Genomic DNA, 19,077 nt, shown 5'->3' with positions numbered 1-19,077 from the left:
TGCTTACTTCCCGCGCCAAATTTCTTCAGAAAAAGAAGTGTGTTACCTTCTTCCTTTATTTAAAAATAATAAAACCTGAGTAATGATAGCTAAAATAGGCAATTCCAACAAAGGTCCAATAACTAATGTTAACGCAATCAGAGGTTGGTCTGGGAATGCTGTCATTGCGATTGCTAGAGCGACTGGTGAATTTCTCGCTAACGTAGTTAAACTTAAGCTAGTTCTATCTGGATAAGAGAATTTCATAAGCTTTCCAGCCATTTGGCCAACAAAGAAATTCACAACGAAAAACAACAGAATAGGAATTGTTATTTTCCAAATTAAATCTATATTGGAGATCAGTAAATGACCTTGAGAAGCGAACATAGCCATAATCGCAAAGTTTAACAAAATAATAGGCAACACGCTAAATTTACTTACTATGATATTACTTAGTCTGCTGACTCTTTTTGTTACTATGGCTAAAGCCAATGGAAGGAATAAAACAAACAGAATACTTTCGACTAGAAAGGAAAGTTTAATGAACTCTGTCATACCTCCAAAAATGAGCAAATAGAAAGGTAATAAAAGGACTTGTAAGATTAAATTCAAAGGTAAGATAGCTGTTGATAAAGAAACATTTCCTCTAGCTAATCCTGTAAATATTAAATACCAATCTGTACATGGAGTTACCATCAGCATAATAAATCCGATATAGAGTGCAGGCGTATTGCCTAAAAATACGGATGCTAATATCCATGCTAATACTGGGATCCATACAAAGTTTATGATAACAGACGTATAGGTGAACTTTGTGTTTTTAAAAGCACGTTTGATTTCTGCCAATGGAATTTGTAGGAAAGTAAAATAGAGCATTACGACTAATATTGGCACAATGAAAAATTCTGCGTTTGACTGTATTAAACTAACTTGGCCAATAACAATTCCGATAATAACGGAGGATAGTATGAAGAACGTATACATTTTTTCGATTAAACTCATTATGAAATCACACCTAATTTAATTATTCTTTGTAAGTAATTTTATCATAAGTATATATGAAACGAGGCCAGGGCCGAAGTGACTGAAGTTGGAGTCAAAATAACTGAAGTGAGAGTCGAAGTGACCGAAGCTAGAGTCGAAGTGACCGAAGCTAGAGTCGAAGTGACCGAAGCCGGAGCCGAAGTGACCGAATCTAGAGCTGAAGTGACCGAAGCCGGAGTCGAAGTGACCGAAGCTAGAGCCGAAGTGACTGAAACAAGTGCCGAAGTGACCGAAATCGGAGCCGAAGTGTAACATTCTTGGACATGCCATGTATCCAAACACTCCCTTATTCATATTTTAATAAAAATAAAGGAATTTTCATAGAGTGCGAGAATATATGAGACTAAAGTAAAAAACAAAAGGAAGATGAATATGGACATACGATATAACCTAACAGAAGATGACTTTTTACATTTTAATCTTTTTCATCTACAAAACTCACAAACTGCAAAAAAATCATTAATGTTACAACGATTTGTTTCACCGCTTTTCTTTCTAGGCTTTTCGTATGTATTTTCAGTCATACTTGATGTGCCATTCTTAGCTATGTTTATTCCTTTTTTCATATTAAGTATTGTTTGGATTTTATTCTATCCAAAGTATTTTTATAGTCACGTAATTCGCAATGTGAAAAAAATGATAAAAGAAGGTAAGAATGAAGGTTTACTAGGTAATCATGTATTTAGTTTAAACGAAGATGGCTTTTCAGAAGAAACTAGTTCTGGGGAAACGAAAGTAAAGTGGTCAGGAGTTAATGAGTTTAAAGAAGATGACAAGTTCTTCTACATATACAACAGCTCTGTCAGTGCCTATATCCTCCCTAAAGAGACATTGTGAATGAAGAGGAAGTAAGGAATTATATAAAGTCTAAGTTACAACAAAATTAAATAGTGAAACCGCTAGAAGGTGTTAATCGTCTTATGATTAGCACTTTCTTTTTTATAGTCAGAAAAAGTGGCTTTATATAGGGGGGATTTCATTTGAAGAGAATTTTAGTATACCTTCTAGTTGTAGGAGTAATAATAGTAGCTTTGTTCATGAATCCAAAAGAGTTATACCATAGTTATAAAACAGAGAAAGAGATAAAAGGACTTGCTCCAATTTTTTTTGAATTAGCTAAAGATGAATTTGATGAATCTTTTGATTTTGATAAAGACTTTTACAACGAGAGTATAGAAGTAGAGTATATTGGTGGAAATTTATTTCAACTGAAAACTAGAGACATCAATATCATCATAAAAAGACATCGAAACAAGCATTCCAGTGATTATGAAATATATGTTAAGCATGAGGAAGAGTTTACTAGGTTTGACGGTTTAAAGAAAAACTTATTTTAATCAATAGAAGAAAGAGGAATTTCATGAAACTATCTATCTTGGAGTTACTAACTGTTTTTACAATATTTTACTGTTTGAGATATTTTTTTGATAATAAATATAAACGAAGAGAAAAGAAGAAAATAGCTATGGATGTTATTATTACAACTTTTTTGCTTTTGCCTTACAAGCTATACTTACTTTCGTAACTAACTAATTTACTATATTTTAAAAAAGGGCACATAAAAAAGCTGGTCATTTAAGACCAACTTACGTAAAAAGTTCATCAAGCTCCACTTTAAAATCATTTAAAAGTGAAGAATGAATGGTTCCTTTTTCTTTAAGTATACTAATTTGTTGATAATTACCTTCTGTGTCTAAAGCATATATTTGAACAGCATTTAACATTGGATTAACGATCCAATATTCTTTTACTCCATATTGCATGTAAATGTTTAACTTTGTAACTAAATCATGAGACTGATTGGATGGAGACAAAATCTCAATGATTACAGAAGGAACCCCTACATACTTATTTTCTTGAAATCCCTCTTTTTCACAGATGACGGATAAGTCAGGGATGACAATTTTTGTTCCTTCCACCTTTTCTCTCTGAAGCTCAATATCGTAAGGAGCGCTAAACACTTCACATCCAGAACCATTAAGGTGAGAGAATAACTTTGCATGTAGCTTGCCTGATATACGTTGGTGTTTCGTAGATGGGGAAGGACTCATAAAGATAAACCCATCAATATATTCTAACAGTTCTTCAGTCCGTTCTCTTTGTAAATAAAATTCTTGTAAGGATACTTTTTTACTTTGTGGAAGACTCATTTCTTTGGCCTCCTTATTTAATCATGTATATATATTATAACACATATAACATTTTGAAAAACTTTCCATCATTATATTTCAAAATAATTAGATAGTTTGTTACAATATTGTAATATAAGGGGTGATTCAACAATGGGTTTATTTAGTCCGAAAAACACAAAAAAGAAGATAATTAATGACAATGAGTTTTCATGGAACAAAAATAAAGTTGAACTTACAGAGGATGGTTATTTAGTTAGTGAAGGTGTTATCAATATTAATCGGATTCCAATCCGACATATAGAAACAGTGGTATATAGTGTGAATATAACGAAAGAAGTTGCGGTGCCGGAAATTCAGCTGATTGGTAAAGGGGTTGTACTAGGCACGCTGAAAATTGGGAATGACACAAAAGATGACCTACAAGATTGGTTGTTGGAAAGGTTAGGATTATAAGATATATTCACAAGTAGTGCCCGCTAAAAGTTAGAACATAACTCTAACTTTTAGCGGGCACTACCGTTTTTATGAGTTCACCAATTATCTTGGATAAAACCTTAACTGATGAGAAAGGAGTTCCCCGTCTGACTCTAAGTCTAACTTCTTTTGTAATTCTAAAGGTAATATAGCCGACATTGTCTGTAAAGTTGCGACGTCAAGTTCGGTGGATGTCGTCATCCCTGCAACTTCCTCTCCAATTATCGCCATATGAAAAGGAAGCCTCTCAAAAATAGAGGTTGCCAAATCGGTATACAATTTGTGAATGCTACTAATCCATGTATTGTTATCTACTGTTAGAGGATAAACGACATTAAATTTTGTCTCTAACAAATTAACTGGTAAAGAAAAGTCTAACCAAGTGGCCTCATTCTCTACTACCATTACCGATAACATACACGGATAATCTCCTACTGTTCCTTGTAAATAAAGAACGTCTCCAACTTGAAGAGGATCATCAAAAATAGTAAAGGAAAATTTATCAAGCTGCTTGATAGAGGATAATGCTTCTTTTATCTTTCTAGAGTCAGTTGTTAAAGGTAGTTCAATAGATAAGTCAAAATAACTGCCAGTCCAAATATCTTCTTGTTCCAAGTTCAACACATCCTACAAATCGTTTTTTGTACTTATTATAATAGTAAGGAGCGTTGGTAATCAAATGAAGCTATTCATCTATTCTAGCAAGAGTAAATCATTCGGGTGGATATATAACATACAATCCTCTTTAGCTATTAATTGTAACTGATCGTTTGGAACGTTAGCGTGTAAAGTAAATGCTTTTTCTATGATTAAATTAACTTGTGAGTAATGTATACCACTTACTACACTACTTATTGTGTATGGAAAAGTATTCGTGCCATTATAATCAGTTGCTACAAATTTTATATTGTTAGCATATAAACCAAGGTAACGATAATCAGCTTTTTTCACTTTACTAACTTTTAATAGGATGTTATTGACTACACACTCAATATAAGTACTACCATCTTTAAACGAATCTATCTTTAAAATATTTTCACAACCAATTATCTTAGCACTCTCTACTGTTCTAGGTTTTTTAAACACCTCGTCTTTTTTCCCAACCTGAATAATGCTTCCGTTATCCATTAAAATAATATTGTCACAGAGACGATATGCTTCTTCCATATCGTGTGTGACTAGAAGAACAGTTCCAGAAAAATTAGATTTTATAAGGTAGAGAAGTTCTTGTTCAAGCGTATGTTTCACTTGGCTATCTAGGGCAGAAAATGGCTCGTCTAATAAAAGTAATTCAGGTTCAGTTACTAACGTTCTAGCAAGTGCAACTCTTTGTTGCTGTCCCCCTGATAATTGGCTTGGATAGTGATTCTCATAACCACCTAATTGAACTTTCTCCATGATGTCTGCTACTTTTTTCTTTTTCTCAATTGAATTTATACCTTTTAATCCATACTCGATATTTTTTTCTACTGTAAGGTGAGGAAAGAGCGCGTAGTTTTGAAAAACATAACCGATTTTTCTATCCTTTGGTTTCTCATTAAGTCGGTTTGCGGATTGAAAAACTGGCTTTTCATTGATGATAATCTCTCCTTTATCAGGAGATATAAGACCGGCTATACTTTGTAATGTGACACTCTTCCCACAACCAGATGGGCCGATAATACCTGTAATACCTGAACTAACTTGGAAAGAAGCATTTAATTGGAACGTATTTAATTTTTTTGAAATAGTTAGTTTCAGCATAACAATCACCTAGTCACTTTTTTTTCAAGTCTATTAATAATGTATAAAACACTTAAGGAAACAGCTGTCATAATAAAAACAAGGATATTAGCTAACTCACGATTTCCTGCCAGTAATGCATCGTATATGGCTATCGGCATTGTCATCGTTTCGTTTGGTATGCTTCCAGCAACCATAAGTGTTGCGCCAAAATCTCCAAGGGCTCTTGCAAAGGCAAGTGTAATACCAGCAGCAACTCCTCGCCAAGCTAATGGCATGACAATTGTTAAAAAGATATTAAACTCTGAACGCCCTAACACTCTTGCAGCGTTTAATAACGTTGGGTCAACTCCTGCAAATGCAGAACGGGCTGACTTTATTAGAAAAGGAATGGAAACAATTAATGCGGCGATAACAGCTCCCGTTGGAGTAAACACAATTGTTATATCAAATGTTTCTTCTAAAAACTTCCCAATACTGCTTTGTCTTCCCAATAAAACTAGCAAATAATAACCTAAAACAGTCGGAGGTAAAACGATAGGTAAAGTGATAAGGGTGTCCACTAAATCTGCTAGTCTGCTATTTGATTTATTTAAGTAGTAGGCGATGGGGATACCAATAATAAATGCGAGTATGGTTGCCGTAATGGCAACTCTAAACGAAAGCATTAAAGGAAAAAGATTAATGTCACCAATCATTTACTTTCCCTCCGGAACTATGAATCCGTACCGCTCCATGACTGGCTTCCCAACTGGCCCTTTAATAAATTGAATAAACTCATTTGCAAGATGATATTCGGAAGTCCTTCCAATAACAGCTATAGACTGCTCAAGTGGTGCATGTAACGGTTCATCGATAAGATGAAAGCTCATTTTTTCTTCATTAAAAAGAGATAATGCGACAATGCTTGCTTCTACATTGCCAGTTTCCATGTAAGCTAGTGTATCAGAAATATTACGACCATAAACTAGCTTGCACTCTAGTTGCTCCCATATTCCAGTTGTCTCAAGCGCCTGCTTAGCAGCTAAACCGTAAGGAGCATGGTCAGGATTAGCGATGGCGATTTTTTTTACCTCGGGTTTCAATAAATCATGAAGTGTTTTAATGTTCATGTCGTTATCTAATTTCGTTGCAATTCCAATTCGCCCAAAAGCATAGGTAGTTTGTGTTTCACGGATTATTAACTCTTTTTCTTTTAAATAGTCTACAAACTGAATATTGGCAGCAGCGAACACATCAAATGGCGCCCCGTGCTCTATTTGATCCGCTAACTGTCCAGTGGAACCAAAAGAAAAGGTAACTTTGGCACCTGTCTCTTCTTCAAAAAGTTTCCCAATTTCTTTGAAAGCTAGTGATAAATCAGAAGCAGCTGCAATCTTTAACTCTTTACCATTTGTTTCATTAGAACCATTCGAACTGCAAGCTGCAATAGATATAAAAATAGAAAGTAATAGAATCACTACTGTATGTTTTAATTTCATTAAAATCTCTCCTGCCCCAATGGTGATACTTAAAGTATAAATTTAAATAACATCCCGAACTGTGATGAATGTCACACTTCAAGCACCAGAAAAATTTTGTTCATATTCTTTACACACATATAGCATTGGAAAAGGATTACAATTATGTACATGAAATTAATAATGCAAAATTTGTTTTTCACAATGTCTAATGTATTTTAGTTTTTCTATATAGCTGTTGATTTCCGCGCAATTTGGAGACTCCTCGAAAATGCTACCGCATTTTCTTCGTGCGATGTACCGCTGCCGTAGCCTTCCTTGTCCTGCGGGAGAAGCGAGGGCCGGGAGACCCCACAGGCGCTTGCGCCGAGGAGGCTCCCGACTCGCCCGCGGAAAGCGGAGACTTGCGCGGAAATCAACAGCGGCGTTTAACGAAGACTATAAAAATAAATTTTTTATAAATACATGTAACGAATCGCAGATAAATGTAACTAATTACTGAAAGGAGGTACAGAATGAAAGAAATTGAGGATCTGTATATTCAATATAAGCAAGATGTGTATCAACATCTCATCTTCTTTCTCTAACCCATAATCCTACCCTTTCAGAAGATATATTGTCGGATACATTTGTGAGTGCCATAACTTCTATTCACAGCTTTAAAGGTCACTCATCGGTGAAAACGTGGCTTTTCTCCATTGCCAGAAATACATGGTTGCAAAGATTAAGAAAAGAAAAATACGCAGTACAATTTAATGACCTACTTGGACTATATGTAACAGAAAATCTTTCTGAAAGTTTTAATACAAAAGAAACGATAAATCGAATAAAACAATTGCTACAAGAAAAAGATGAACGAACGCAAAAAATCGTTCAATTAAGAATTGAAGGTTATAGTTTACAGTTTGATTTATACAGTCTTGGTTGCTGTAGGAATTGTGATTGGAAAGTTACTAAAATATGCATTTAAGAAAGAGAGATGAGAAAAATGAATACAAGTCTAAAAAGAGCTTCTAAAGTAGCAGCAGGAGTAGTCGGGATCGCCTTAATTGGCATCATATTATTTGTAACAAATGCGTTTGTCGGCAACCCAGTTTCCTCTTACTTGGCAAATAAAGCAATTAATAAATATGTTGAGGAAGAATACGGACATTTTGACTTAGAGACGGAGAAAGTTTATTACAATTTTAAAGATAATGCTGAATTACTTAACCTGGTAATACCGAACAAACCTGAATAGTTGTGTAACAAAAGGTTCACGTTCTATTTAACGTGAACCTTTTTTAATGGAAATATCTAATTTAAAAGGAAAGCTGATTAAGGAAATGTAAAGGTATATTAATTTACAACTAGTATGCCAACCATTCCTGCTTCTTTATGTCCAGGAATTGTACAATAAAATTCATAATTCCCTTTTTCTAAAGGTGTTAAAGTAACATTTGAAGTGCTGTTTGGCTGTACATGAAGATGAAAAAATTCGTTATTATTTACTTGAGAATGGTGGGCGTGACTATTATGGTTGTGATTAAGTTCCGTGTTTTCGAATTCTTTTTTATGTGGAAAATTGGAAATTTCAAAATCATGCTCAACATCATCACTATTAATTAGTTTTATTTCTATAGTTTCCGCCTTTGTTAAAACTAATTTAGTTGGGGAGTATTTATTATTCGATGTAATAATTTCAATTGTTTTAGCTTCGCTAGAACTTGAATTTTTATTAAGGTGATTTGCATGTTCTTGGCTAGTATTTTCTGATGAAACGTTAATTTGGTCTATTCCTATAAAAAGTGAGATGAAAAATATAAATACTAATAAAGGTTTAATAAACCACTTTATGGAAGCGTACTCGGTTTCTTTTTTTACTCTCGGAAATAGTTGAATGCAAATAAATGATACTATTACTGTAATGCATAACAACAGTTTAACGAGTAATATTGTTTCATCTAACGAGATCATGACCCCTAACATTGCCCCCATCATTCCACCCATTACACCAGCTAATATTCCATCTAATACTGCTAATAGACTTATTGGAAATCCAACTAGTAATCCAGTAAGTATTCCTATTCCCATTGATAATATAGTTGCGGTAACGAGTTCACTTTGTAAATACCCCCCTAGTAATACCCCAATAGTCAAACTGACAGTCATTCCTACCCCCATTGCAGTCATCATACCCGTCATGGATTGGATTTGTTTTCTATACAAGAATGTCATGTATGAGGTTAATAATACTAGGAATGATAATATGGAAAAAATAGTTATAATAAAAAGTATCAAATCAAGTCCTCCTCTCGTTTGTACAAATAATATGTACAAGTATGTCAAGCCATTCCATATAAATTTACAAGAAAAAAATATTAGTGTTATTGAAAATATACCCCTATAACGTATGTAGATGGGAATTTTAGTGAAAAAGTATAGTAATAGAAGAATATTAGTATATAGAAGGAAAAAGAGAGGTTTTATTATCATATAGATCGAAGTTATTATATAAATATACTAAAATATCAAAAAAAAAGATATGTAATATTACTTTGTGAATTTTTAGTGAAAAATAGTATTTACAATTCAGAATATTTTGATTATCATTAAGACAACAACCCACTATATACTATAGGGGGGTAATGTAAAATCGTTAAAAAACAGGAGGGAATGTAAATGGGGAAAGGTAAAAGACTGTTATTACTCGGTGTATATGGTATGGAGGTAGTGGAGTGTGGAGGTGCACTTGCGAAAAACGTAGAAAATGGTGGAGAGTCGTTTGCGTCCATGATGCTTTGTAGAGAAACTAGTCAACCACAAGTAACTAAGGCTGCTGAAGTACTTGGTGTAAAGATGCAATTTTCTAATTTTCAATCAGGTCATGTGGACAATAGTGTAGAATCAAAGAAAAAACTAGTGAGAGTGATTAGAGAAATCAAACCAGATATTATCATTACGCAAGATCCAGAACATTCCTTCCATGATTTAGATCCAGACAGGCGCCCCGCTATGATTTTAATTCTAGAAGCAATTGCATTGGCAAGTAGAGATTTCGCTTTAGACGAGATGGCAGATTTAAAACCACATCCTATTCCTACTATTTACTACATGACACCACACCATCCAAATACAGTCGTTGACATTTCTTCCGTTTGGGATAAGAAAGTAAAAGCTATGGACGTTTTAGAAAGCCAAATGGAATTTAGTGGTCAACATTTTGAAAGAGCATTAGATCCTACCGCGGCTGAAGTATTAGTTCCTGGCTTTGCAAAACTTGAAAGCCATTACCAAAAAGGTAGAGCTGTACATAAAGCTCTAGATATGGCTGTTCATGTTTACCATGGGCTAGCAACACATGGTCACTTCGCTCTTGCAGAAGCGTTTAGAAGAGAAGGGAACTTTCATTTACAGGAGTTAGTCGAATAATGATTAAGACAAAACATCATAAATAAGTAGTTTTTTAAGTTTATTATTTTTATAGTGAAATTATTAGGAGGTTGGGGGAATGAAGAATAGTTTAATCATAATGCTTATATTTCTTTTAATGTTAACTCCTGTTCGAGAAGCTTATGGTCAAGAAGACATTGTTGATTCTTTAAAAATTGGTATTTCTCGAGATGAATTCACAATTAATCCTTATACGTATAACACTGGTTATCCAGGACTTGATATGATGCAACTTGTATATGATACGATGTTTCATTTAGATGAAGAACTATTACCTCAACCTTGGCTTGTAAAGGAATATAAAATCAGTGAAGATGCATTAACCTATGATTTTATCTTGAATGAAAATATTAAATGGCATGATGGAGAACTATTAACAGCCGAAGATATTAAGTTTACTGTTGAGTATTTCACAGAGTATCCTAAGGCGCGCTTTACAAACCCATTAAGAGTTGTAGAAAAAATAGAAGTACATGATGCAACAAGTTTAACTTTTGTTTTAAGTCAACCGGATCCAAACTTTGTTGTCGGGCCTTTATCAGACGTACCAATTCTTCCAAAGCATATTTGGAGTGAAATTACTAACCCTGATGAAGAAAGTAATCAATCAATAGGTAGTGGTCCATATGTATTTGTAGAGCATAGATCTGATCAGTTTATAAAAGTAAAGGCTAACCCTGGATATCATAAAGGAAAGCCTACAATTAACGAAATTATATTTCCTATTATTGCAGATACTACAGCAATGTTTACTGCGTTAAGAGGGAATCAACTTGACGCTATTGCACCTAGTCTTACACCTGAATTAGTCGAACAGTTTGAAAGTAATCCGAACATTAAGGTAGTAACAGGACCTGGCTTCAGTTCTACTTTATTCCATATCAACGCTTCTGAGTACCCTATGTCGGAAACAGCTTTTAGACAGGCGATAAAATATGCGATTGATCCACAATATTTAGTAGATACAGTCCTATTAGGTTATGGTCAAGTAGCCAGTCCTGGTTGGATTCATCCAGCTTCACTATTTTTTAATAATGAAGTTACACCTTATAAAACTGATGTGGATAAAGCAAAGCAATTACTAGAAGAAGCTGGATTCGTAGATAGAGATGGTGATGGGTTCCGTGAAGATCAAAATGGTGAAAAGATAGAGTTATTTTCCATTGTTCCTTCTAATAACCCTGTCAGAGTTAGAACAGGAGAAATAATTACAGAATGGTTAACGGCAATCGGCATTAACGTGAAAGTTCGAGCAATGGATAATGAAACAGCTGTTGAACGCATGTGGCCGAGTTTTGATGTAACTCAAGGAAGAGACTTTGATTTAGGTATGTTTGGGTGGTCTGCTCCAGTACAGTTAACACCTGATAGGATGATAGATTTATTTCATTCAGATCTTAGCCTGGGCTCATTAAACCTAGGTGCCTATTCTAATTTAGAGTTTGATAATTTAGCAACAAAATTAAAAGAAGAAATTGACCCGGTAGAAAGAGAAAAAATAATTCATGAAATGCAGCTTCTAGTAGCAGACGATTTTCCAATCGCGACACTATTTTTCAACGATGTTATTAATGCATATAACCCAAATATTTATGATGGATATACATTCCAAGCAGGCAAGGGAATAATACACAAGCTATCGTTTATCACAACTGGGGACGAAAAAGAAGTACCAGGTTCATCAAACAAAGAAACACCTAAAAATACCGATCAAAAGGAAAAGAATGATACAGACATAAAAGAAAAAGGTTCTAACTCTAATAACAAACTATTTATTCTTTTAGGATTTGTTATTGTTATCGCTGCTTCTGGGTTTTATATAAAGAAAAGATCTGGATCAAGAGATAAATCAGCTTAGGAAAATATTAAAACTCTTGTAAAAGACTATATTTAGTCGAATCTTTTACGAGAGTTTTTATAATCGTATTAATTTGTAAATTAGCACAAGGAGGGAGACCATTGTCCAAGTTTCTAACTGGTAAGGTTGTTCAATATAGTCTAGTTATATTTTTAATGTTGACATTAAACTTCTTACTGCCGAGATTAATGCCAGGTGACCCACTAATTTTCCTTGCTGGTGAAGAGGTTGCATTCTTAACAACTGCAGAAAGAGAAGCCATTTTGGAGAAACATGGCTTAAATGGGTCACTCAGTCAACAATATGTCACATACGTTAAAAGCATTTTCTCAGGTGATTTCGGATATTCCTTTCAAAAGAAACAGCCTATTGTAGATTTAATTAAAGAGCGAATACCTTGGACATTACTATTAGCAGGTCTTAGCTTAGTAATTTCTACTATCCTTGGTGTTATGATTGGAGCAATATCTGCATGGAAACGTGGAACTAAAACAGATGTTAATATTTTATCCTTCATGATGTTTTTAAGTGCAATGCCTTCTTTTTGGGTTGGAATGATTCTTGTTTCTATTTTTGCAGCGAAGCTAGGTTGGTTTCCTGTTTTTGGTGGCGAAACAGCATGGGCTAACTATACTGGTTGGGAAAGAATTAAAGATGTATCTCAGCACCTTGCCCTCCCTTTACTGACACTAGTATTAATATCTGTTACTAATACATTTATGATTATGAGATATTCGATGCTAAATGTTCTTGGAGAAGATTATATTATGATGGCAAAAGCCAAGGGGCTAAAAGAAAGAGTTATAAAATATAAGCATGCGATGCGGAACGCGTTATTACCGGTAGCGACTGTATTTATGTTGAGTTTAGGATTTTTGCTTGGTGGAGCTACTGTTATAGAAACAGTCTTTGCATATCCAGGTTTAGGTCGCTTAATGTTTGAATCAGTAATAAGTAGAGATTATCCATTAATACAAGCAACATTTTTAATTATTACGTTTGCAGTTGTCATTGCAAATTTCTTGGCAGATATTCTATATCCATTATTGGATCCGAAAGTGGGGAGAAACAATGGATAAGCATAAAATGCAACATTATTGGCAAATTTTTAGTACCAATAATTTAGGATTAATCGGTGTAGGAATACTTGTAATTATTCTATTTATAGCATTGGCAGCTCCTATTTTAGCTCCATTTGACCCTAGTGAACGTGTTGGTTCACCTTTCATGAAACCAAATAGTGAATTTTTGCTAGGAACAAATGATGTCGGCCAAGATATTTTTAGTGAATTGATATATGGAACACGAATTTCATTATTAATAGGTGTTTTAGCTTCTGTATTATCCATTGGAATGGGGCTGTTAGTAGGAATTGTTGCAGGGTACTATGGTGGGAGAGTAGATTCAATTTTAATGAGACTAGTAGATTTGGTTTTAGTAATTCCATTTTTACCATTGATGATTCTATTAGCAGCGTTTATAGGACCAAGCTTTTGGAACATAATTTTTGTTATTGCTGTACTATCGTGGGCAAGTCCAGCTAGGGTTATTCGCTCTCAAGTTTTGACACTCAAGACAAAGGGGTATGTAGAGGCAGCTAAATCAATAGGCACTAAAGTTCGAGTCATTATGTCTCGACATATCCTACCTGGGGTTGTTCCAATCGCTTTATCCCAATTTGTCCTAGCGGCAAGTTCTGCAATTTTAATTGAAGCTTCCTTAAGTTTTCTTGGTTTAGGTGACCCACTAAGTAAAAGCTGGGGAACAGTACTATATTATGCTCAAGCTAGAGGGGCGTTTCTAACGGATGCATGGATATGGTGGATTCTTCCTCCAGGAATATTAATAACAACAGTGGTAATTGGCTTTGCCTTTACTGGTTACTCGATGGAAGAAATACTAAACCCTAGGTTACGGAAAGGAAGGTAAATATGAGTGATGTGTTAACAGTCGAAAATTTATCTACTTATTTTAAAACAGATAAAGGGATTGCTAAGGCAGTAGAAGATGTATCTTTTTCCGTTAAAAAAGGGGAAATGTTAGGATTAATCGGAGAGTCTGGTTGTGGAAAAACAACAGTAGCACAGTCCATTTTACGTTTAATTGAGTACCCTGGGAAAGTAGTAAGTGGCAGAGCGATATTAGATGGAAAAGATTTAATATCGGCTACAGATAAAGAATTAGAGGATAGAAGATGGAAGGAAATATCCGTAATTCCTCAAAGTGCTATGAATGCTTTAAATCCTGTTTATACAGTTGGGGACCAAATAATTGAGTCAATCTTACTTCATGTAAAAATATCAAGAAAAGAAGCTTTGAAGAGGACGAAGGACCTTTTGGAACTTGTTGGAATTGATGGGGAACGTTGGAAGAGTTACCCCCATGAATTTAGTGGAGGCATGAAGCAAAGGGTCGCAATTGCGATGGCATTATCATGTAACCCAAAACTAGTAATCTCTGACGAATCAACTACTGGACTCGACGTACTAACACAAGCACAAGTTATTGCTCTTATTAAAAAGTTACAAAGAACGCTTGACCTTTCTGTTATTTTGATTTCACATGATTTACCGATGGTAACTGCAATTTGTGATCGAATCGCCATCATGTATGCCGGGAAAATAATAGAGTGGTCAAGTACAAAAGATATTTTAGAAGATCCAAGACACCCGTACTCAAAGGGGTTAATGAATGCAACACCGGATCTAGCTCATCCGGATAAACAAGTAATCTCGATTCCTGGTAGTGTTCCTAACCTTATTAATCCACCTCAAGGTTGTAGGTTTCATCCTAGATGTCAACATGCTATGGATCGGTGTAAACAAGAAGTACCAGTGATTAAGGAGGTTAAAAAAGGCCACTATACTGCTTGTTTTTTAGAGGAGAGTGATAGTAAATGAGTGCAGATGTATTAATTCAAATAAAGAACTTAAAAAAGACATTTACAAAAAAATCTGGTTCGATTTTTAATCGTAAAATTACCAATGTACATGCAGTAAATAATGTGAATTTAGAAATAAACAAAGGTGAAATTCTAGGTATTATCGGAGAGAGTGGATGTGGTAAAACAACTACTGCTCGCATGATTATGAGGCTAATGAAAGAAACAAGTGGAGATATTATTTTTGATGGAACTAACTTAAGTGAATTAAGCGATTCCCAGACTAATAAAATGCGAAAAAAAATGCAAATGATATTCCAAGATCCATATGATACATTAAATCCTGGTATGAGGATTTTGGATATAATAATGGAGCCATTGAATGCACATGAGAAGGAACTTGCCAATGATGATAAAGTAAGTAAAGTGAAAGCAGCGGTAGAAGCTATTGATTTAAAACCTGCAGAAGATTTTATTTATCGTTATCCCCACCAATTAAGTGGGGGACAACGGCAACGTGTGGCTATTGCAAGGGCTATCATCTTAGAACCTTTATTTATTGCTGCAGATGAACCAACCTCTATGTTAGATGTTTCCGTTAGAGCAGGAATATTAAATGCTCTACTTTCTCTGAAGAAAAAAATGGGGCTAACGATGATGTTTATTACACATGATTTAGCAACTGCAAGTTATATGTGCGATCGAATAGCTGTTATGTATCAAGGAAAGGTAGTGGAAATTGGTCCAACCAAGAAAATAATTAATAATCCATCCCATCCATATACAAAGGCATTGGTTTCCGTAGTGGCTGATTTGAACTATTTTATCGAAAATAAAGAAAGTATTATTCTAGATGGGGAAGTTGATGCAACCATCGTACATCAAGGATGTCCATTTGTAAGTAGATGTCCACACCAAGAAACATCGTGTCATTCTCATGCTCCAGAATTAGAGATTATTGAAAATCACCATTATGTATCATGTCACTGTCACATCGATATTAATGAACAGAAATATCCAGTATCTTTATAATGATTCTTGTAACTTATAATAAAAAGAGAAGAAAAAGGATTTTATCATTTTTCTTCTCTTTTGCTAGTTTAAGAGTTTGAAATCTTTATGTGCTTTCTTGTTTTTGTTCAAAAGATGAATCCATCCACTCATCTTTCGTAAACCTTCTCCATAATAAAAGTGCTCGAAAGAAGTTATCTAAACCAATCGCAATCCATACACCTGCAATACCCCACCCTAATGAAATACCTAACACATATACACCTATTGTCCGGATAGCCCATATTCCAATAGTAGTGATATACATAGGATATTTTGTATTTCCACCACCTTGGAAAACGCCTGTAAGAACTAGTACTACGGCCAACAAAGGTTGAATGAATGCATCAATTTGTAGGGCTATACGTATCTCACTTATAACTTGCAAATCATTTGTAAACAACTGTCCTAGCCATCCTGCTGAAAGGAATAATATGATCCCTATAATAGTCATAGTTATCATGGAGAGGAAAGTAATTATAAAGCCAACCTGTTTTGCTTGCATATACTGTCCAGCCCCTATATGTTGGGCAATCAATATAGTTGCAGCAGTTGCAAAACCATAGCCAATCATATAGGAAAAGACTTCAATACTTCCAGCGATCTGATGAGCTGCAAAAGTATTAGTTCCAAGTTGTATAATAAAGCCAAAATATAAAACTTGACCAATTCTCATAACCAATCGTTCAGCAGCAGCAGGACCTCCCATTGTTAAAAGGCTAATCTGAATTTCTTTGTTAGGCTGCCAATCATTCTTATTAAAAATTACAATTTTTGTTTCCGATTTTCTTAAATGATTCCACAATAATAGAACACCAATCAGCCTTACAATAACTGTAGCAATTGCGGCACCTATAATCCCCATGCTTGGAATAAATAAAAAGCCAAAAATAAAAATATAATCCAGGAAAATGTGTATGACATTAATCCAAATGCTTACTTTCATCGGTGTTTTTGTATCACCCGTACCTCTAAGTATACTACTTAAGACAAACATTAAGGATATAAGTATGGAAGGAATAGCTACAATTTGAAAATAGATAGTACCAAGCGAGAGAACATGATCATCTGCTCCCATTAATTTTAATATAGGTGACGCAAATAACAGAGTGAATATTCCAAAAAACAAACCTACAATAATAGATAATAAAATTGCTTGTTGTGCATATTTTTTAGTTTTGATTGTATCATTTGCTCCAGTATATTTTGCGATAAAAATATTAGCTGCAACTCCAATGGACATAAATATTGCAAAATAAACTAATAAAATTGCATTGGTTATTCCTACAGCTGATACTTCAGCTAATCCAATTTTGGATAAGAAAAAGGTATCTACAAAACCAATCACCGTTTGGAAAAAATTCTCGATAATAGCAGGGATAGAAAGAGCTAAAATAATTTGAACTTGCTTTAATAGGGGAGTATTTTCATGAAGGTTGTTATTCAAAGTTTTTCATCTCCTTTAAGTAGAGTATGAATCGTATTTGCATGTCTCCTTTATTAATTTTCTATCTTAATTATATGCCTATAGGGGGTATGGGTACAACAAGTTTTTTTATAATATATAGTAAAATAAAAAGGAATTTCTTTACATTCTATAGTAGGTTTTCTATAATTTTAGTATCTTTGAATCAATTTCATAATTACGGTTCGTTTAGTGAAAAACAAATATTTTCCCTAAAAAAAGCATAGGCTGTTCATTTATTGATGTGTTTTTTTTAGAATAAACATTCTTATAATTCGTTTTTAAGTGTAGTAATCATACATTATGAAACGGACTCCTTTGTTTAAGAGAAAAATAAGCTAATTATATATATCTATCATACTATTGGGAGTTGAAAAAATGGAAAATAAAAACGTGGCTAACAATGAAAATATTAACTGTAAAGATGATCTTCATGGACATGTACCGGAAGCTTTAAAGCAAAACTTAATGAAACGTTTGAATAGAATTGAAGGTCAAGTAAGAGGAATAAAAGGAATGATTGAAAGAGATGTATACTGTGATGATATATTGAATCAAATGTCTTCTGTGCAATCGGCCTTGAATGGAGTTTCACGTTTGCTATTAGAAAGTCATTTTAAAACTTGCGTAATAGAAAGATTGAATAAAGAAGAATATGAAGTTGTGGAAGAGTTTATGAAAACAGTTGCCAAGTTAGTTAAATAAACATTAGGGTTTAAAGTAGAAACAAGGAAGTGTTATGAACCTTGAACACTTCCTTGTTTTCTTTACGGTGTTCATTTCTCCCGCTTTTGGTTGAGAAATTACCCCATATTCTTTTTAATTCCACTTATAGACAAATACTTGTGGAAAGAAGAGTAAGGTTCCTTTTTGTGGCCTTTTCTATTTTTGAAAAAATATTAAGAGAAGTTAAGATAGTGAGGTGGAATTGAATGAAAATAAAGTTGCTTCTTCTTTTAGGGTTAGCTTTCATCTTATTTGCTGTTTGGTACACATATCCAAAATGAGTTAACAGAACTATTGAAGAAGGAATTAACTTTGCGAATCTTATTATGAAAAGCTTCTTAGTTGATAATAAACTAGAGGAATAGATAGGAGGGATAGTATGATGAGGAAATTATTAAGTTTAGTAGCTTTCTTGTTACTTATTTTTAATATGTCAGGGTGTAATAAAGATATAAACATTAGTCCACATGTCACCGTTAACGGTGAAGATGTAAGTACCATTTACCATGTAGGAGCAGGGGAGCTCGACGAAGATAAATATGCTGCACCACGTTTTACTGAGCATATTGAGGTGATGGAAGTAAAACCGGGTTCTTTAGTAGAGGTTATGTATATCGACGTGCCAAAAAGAGTCTATATTCATGCATGGTTAAATGATGAACTGAAAGTAAAAGAGGAATTAAAAGATGTTTCTTCTTCCTTACAGTTTAGTGCCCCAATGCAAGAAGGAACGTACATATATAGAATTGCCTCTAGATGGAACTTTCGAACTGCGAGTAATACGGTGTTTGTTTTAGAAGTGAAAAATAATTAGATGATAATAATAAGCAAACGAACCTTTGTGGTAGTTTAAC

At 34.2% G+C, this 19,077-nt stretch carries 21 protein-coding genes and 2 pseudogenes; 15 read left to right on the top strand and 8 right to left on the bottom strand.

The features are described from left to right. Positions 1-42: 42 nt before the first annotated feature. Positions 43-981: an arsenic resistance protein gene (locus tag CDZ89_RS15725; protein ID WP_100333964.1), complete on the bottom strand. Its 939-nt coding sequence runs from the start codon at positions 979-981 to the stop codon at positions 43-45. A 78-nt stretch (positions 982-1,059) separates the two neighbouring features. Between CDZ89_RS15725 and CDZ89_RS15720 the strand changes: the two genes are divergently transcribed. The 3 genes from CDZ89_RS15720 to CDZ89_RS15710 all read left to right on the top strand — a co-directional run bounded on the left by CDZ89_RS15720 (position 1,060) and on the right by CDZ89_RS15710 (position 2,360). After that, positions 1,060-1,275 carry a hypothetical protein gene (locus tag CDZ89_RS15720; protein ID WP_100333963.1) on the top strand — a complete coding sequence of 72 codons (216 nt, stop codon included), beginning with the start codon at positions 1,060-1,062 and terminating at the stop codon, positions 1,273-1,275. Between the two features lie 120 nt (positions 1,276-1,395). Then, positions 1,396-1,860 carry a YcxB family protein gene (locus CDZ89_RS15715; RefSeq protein ID WP_100333962.1) on the top strand — a complete coding sequence of 155 codons (465 nt, stop codon included), beginning with the start codon at positions 1,396-1,398 and terminating at the stop codon, positions 1,858-1,860. Between the two features lie 143 nt (positions 1,861-2,003). After that, positions 2,004-2,360, top strand: coding sequence for a hypothetical protein (locus tag CDZ89_RS15710; protein WP_096155378.1), 357 nt, complete (start codon positions 2,004-2,006; stop codon positions 2,358-2,360). 249 nt (positions 2,361-2,609) lie between these two features. Here the strand turns inward: CDZ89_RS15710 and CDZ89_RS15705 are convergent, their stop codons facing one another. Beyond that, entirely contained in the window at positions 2,610-3,173 is a 564-nt protein-coding gene (locus tag CDZ89_RS15705; RefSeq protein WP_096155377.1) for a Uma2 family endonuclease, read from the bottom strand. Between the two features lie 132 nt (positions 3,174-3,305). Here CDZ89_RS15705 and CDZ89_RS15700 point away from each other — a divergent pair, with 132 nt between their 5' ends. Next, positions 3,306-3,608 (top strand): hypothetical protein, encoded by a 303-nt coding sequence (locus CDZ89_RS15700; RefSeq protein ID WP_096155376.1) that lies wholly within the window; start codon positions 3,306-3,308, stop codon positions 3,606-3,608. An 84-nt stretch (positions 3,609-3,692) separates the two neighbouring features. Here CDZ89_RS15700 and CDZ89_RS15695 read toward each other — a convergent pair whose 3' ends face one another. The 4 genes from CDZ89_RS15695 to modA all read right to left on the bottom strand — a co-directional run bounded on the left by CDZ89_RS15695 (position 3,693) and on the right by modA (position 6,832). After that, a complete protein-coding gene (locus tag CDZ89_RS15695) occupies positions 3,693-4,244 on the bottom strand; it encodes a hypothetical protein (protein WP_100333961.1) in 552 nt (183 codons plus the stop codon). Positions 4,245-4,322: 78 nt separating this feature from the next. Further along, positions 4,323-5,372 (bottom strand): sulfate/molybdate ABC transporter ATP-binding protein, encoded by a 1,050-nt coding sequence (locus tag CDZ89_RS15690; RefSeq protein ID WP_100333960.1) that lies wholly within the window; start codon positions 5,370-5,372, stop codon positions 4,323-4,325. 5 nt (positions 5,373-5,377) lie between these two features. Then, complete coding sequence (gene modB / locus CDZ89_RS15685) at positions 5,378-6,046, bottom strand: molybdate ABC transporter permease subunit (RefSeq protein WP_100334315.1); 669 nt, start codon at positions 6,044-6,046, stop codon at positions 5,378-5,380. Between the two features lie 3 nt (positions 6,047-6,049). Beyond that, complete coding sequence (modA, locus tag CDZ89_RS15680; RefSeq protein ID WP_100333959.1) at positions 6,050-6,832, bottom strand: molybdate ABC transporter substrate-binding protein; 783 nt, start codon at positions 6,830-6,832, stop codon at positions 6,050-6,052. A 297-nt stretch (positions 6,833-7,129) separates the two neighbouring features. On the opposite strand from modA, the pseudogene CDZ89_RS20560 reads away from it, so the two are divergent. The 3 genes and pseudogenes from CDZ89_RS20560 to CDZ89_RS15670 all read left to right on the top strand — a co-directional run bounded on the left by CDZ89_RS20560 (position 7,130) and on the right by CDZ89_RS15670 (position 8,051). Further along, a pseudogene (locus CDZ89_RS20560) lies at positions 7,130-7,313 on the top strand (hypothetical protein). 81 nt (positions 7,314-7,394) lie between these two features. Continuing rightward, positions 7,395-7,781 (top strand): annotated as a pseudogene (locus CDZ89_RS15675) (RNA polymerase sigma factor); the annotation flags it as partial. An 18-nt stretch (positions 7,782-7,799) separates the two neighbouring features. Then, positions 7,800-8,051 carry a YfjL-like protein gene (locus CDZ89_RS15670; protein ID WP_096155371.1) on the top strand — a complete coding sequence of 84 codons (252 nt, stop codon included), beginning with the start codon at positions 7,800-7,802 and terminating at the stop codon, positions 8,049-8,051. Positions 8,052-8,149: 98 nt separating this feature from the next. Here the strand turns inward: CDZ89_RS15670 and CDZ89_RS15665 are convergent, their stop codons facing one another. Then, on the bottom strand, positions 8,150-9,091 hold the full coding sequence (locus tag CDZ89_RS15665; RefSeq protein WP_157842761.1) for a cupredoxin domain-containing protein: 942 nt from the start codon (positions 9,089-9,091) through the stop codon (positions 8,150-8,152). A 381-nt stretch (positions 9,092-9,472) separates the two neighbouring features. On the opposite strand from CDZ89_RS15665, the gene CDZ89_RS15660 reads away from it, so the two are divergent. The 6 genes from CDZ89_RS15660 to CDZ89_RS15635 all read left to right on the top strand — a co-directional run bounded on the left by CDZ89_RS15660 (position 9,473) and on the right by CDZ89_RS15635 (position 16,014). Then, on the top strand, positions 9,473-10,222 hold the full coding sequence (locus tag CDZ89_RS15660) for a PIG-L deacetylase family protein (protein WP_096155369.1): 750 nt from the start codon (positions 9,473-9,475) through the stop codon (positions 10,220-10,222). Between the two features lie 79 nt (positions 10,223-10,301). Next, complete coding sequence (locus tag CDZ89_RS15655) at positions 10,302-12,101, top strand: ABC transporter substrate-binding protein (protein ID WP_096155368.1); 1,800 nt, start codon at positions 10,302-10,304, stop codon at positions 12,099-12,101. 101 nt (positions 12,102-12,202) lie between these two features. After that, positions 12,203-13,180, top strand: a complete 978-nt coding sequence (locus CDZ89_RS15650; protein ID WP_096155367.1) for an ABC transporter permease — start codon at positions 12,203-12,205, stop codon at positions 13,178-13,180. After that, positions 13,173-14,030 carry an ABC transporter permease gene (locus CDZ89_RS15645; RefSeq protein ID WP_096155366.1) on the top strand — a complete coding sequence of 286 codons (858 nt, stop codon included), beginning with the start codon at positions 13,173-13,175 and terminating at the stop codon, positions 14,028-14,030. The genes CDZ89_RS15650 and CDZ89_RS15645 overlap by 8 nt, the downstream gene beginning before the upstream one ends. Before the next feature lie 2 nt (positions 14,031-14,032). Continuing rightward, entirely contained in the window at positions 14,033-15,001 is a 969-nt protein-coding gene (locus CDZ89_RS15640) for an ABC transporter ATP-binding protein (RefSeq protein ID WP_096155365.1), read from the top strand. After that, on the top strand, positions 14,998-16,014 hold the full coding sequence (locus CDZ89_RS15635; protein ID WP_096155364.1) for an ABC transporter ATP-binding protein: 1,017 nt from the start codon (positions 14,998-15,000) through the stop codon (positions 16,012-16,014). The genes CDZ89_RS15640 and CDZ89_RS15635 overlap by 4 nt, the downstream gene beginning before the upstream one ends. Before the next feature lie 85 nt (positions 16,015-16,099). On the opposite strand, the gene CDZ89_RS15630 is transcribed toward CDZ89_RS15635, so the two are convergent. Next, entirely contained in the window at positions 16,100-17,479 is a 1,380-nt protein-coding gene (locus CDZ89_RS15630; RefSeq protein WP_141395219.1) for an MATE family efflux transporter, read from the bottom strand. Between the two features lie 396 nt (positions 17,480-17,875). Here CDZ89_RS15630 and CDZ89_RS15625 point away from each other — a divergent pair, with 396 nt between their 5' ends. Next, on the top strand, positions 17,876-18,202 hold the full coding sequence (locus CDZ89_RS15625; protein WP_096155363.1) for a metal-sensitive transcriptional regulator: 327 nt from the start codon (positions 17,876-17,878) through the stop codon (positions 18,200-18,202). Between the two features lie 400 nt (positions 18,203-18,602). Continuing rightward, positions 18,603-19,037, top strand: coding sequence for a hypothetical protein (locus CDZ89_RS15620; protein ID WP_096155362.1), 435 nt, complete (start codon positions 18,603-18,605; stop codon positions 19,035-19,037). The last annotated feature ends 40 nt before the right edge of the window (positions 19,038-19,077 follow it).

It is taken from the genome of Bacillus alkalisoli, from assembly GCF_002797415.1.
GTDB classification, from domain to species: Bacteria; Bacillota; Bacilli; order Bacillales; family Bacillaceae_I; genus Bacillus_CD; species Bacillus_CD alkalisoli.
The sequence above is the reverse complement of the archived record's forward strand: the minus strand, read 5'-3'. Positions and strand labels throughout refer to the sequence as shown.

What these genes read in the sequence shown, in the direction of transcription:
- CDZ89_RS15725 (WP_100333964.1), bottom strand. Translation starts at nt 981, where the DNA reads ATGAGTTTAATCGAAAAAATGTATACGTTCTTCATACTATCCTCCGTT.
- CDZ89_RS15715 (WP_100333962.1), top strand. Translation starts at nt 1,396, where the DNA reads ATGGACATACGATATAACCTAACAGAAGATGACTTTTTACATTTTAAT.
- CDZ89_RS15705 (WP_096155377.1), bottom strand. Translation starts at nt 3,173, where the DNA reads ATGAGTCTTCCACAAAGTAAAAAAGTATCCTTACAAGAATTTTATTTA.
- CDZ89_RS15700 (WP_096155376.1), top strand. Translation starts at nt 3,306, where the DNA reads ATGGGTTTATTTAGTCCGAAAAACACAAAAAAGAAGATAATTAATGAC.
- CDZ89_RS15690 (WP_100333960.1), bottom strand. Translation starts at nt 5,372, where the DNA reads ATGCTGAAACTAACTATTTCAAAAAAATTAAATACGTTCCAATTAAAT.
- modA (WP_100333959.1), bottom strand. Translation starts at nt 6,832, where the DNA reads ATGAAATTAAAACATACAGTAGTGATTCTATTACTTTCTATTTTTATA.
- CDZ89_RS15670 (WP_096155371.1), top strand. Translation starts at nt 7,800, where the DNA reads ATGAATACAAGTCTAAAAAGAGCTTCTAAAGTAGCAGCAGGAGTAGTC.
- CDZ89_RS15660 (WP_096155369.1), top strand. Translation starts at nt 9,473, where the DNA reads ATGGGGAAAGGTAAAAGACTGTTATTACTCGGTGTATATGGTATGGAG.
- CDZ89_RS15655 (WP_096155368.1), top strand. Translation starts at nt 10,302, where the DNA reads ATGAAGAATAGTTTAATCATAATGCTTATATTTCTTTTAATGTTAACT.
- CDZ89_RS15645 (WP_096155366.1), top strand. Translation starts at nt 13,173, where the DNA reads ATGGATAAGCATAAAATGCAACATTATTGGCAAATTTTTAGTACCAAT.
- CDZ89_RS15640 (WP_096155365.1), top strand. Translation starts at nt 14,033, where the DNA reads ATGAGTGATGTGTTAACAGTCGAAAATTTATCTACTTATTTTAAAACA.
- CDZ89_RS15635 (WP_096155364.1), top strand. Translation starts at nt 14,998, where the DNA reads ATGAGTGCAGATGTATTAATTCAAATAAAGAACTTAAAAAAGACATTT.
- CDZ89_RS15625 (WP_096155363.1), top strand. Translation starts at nt 17,876, where the DNA reads ATGGAAAATAAAAACGTGGCTAACAATGAAAATATTAACTGTAAAGAT.
- CDZ89_RS15620 (WP_096155362.1), top strand. Translation starts at nt 18,603, where the DNA reads ATGATGAGGAAATTATTAAGTTTAGTAGCTTTCTTGTTACTTATTTTT.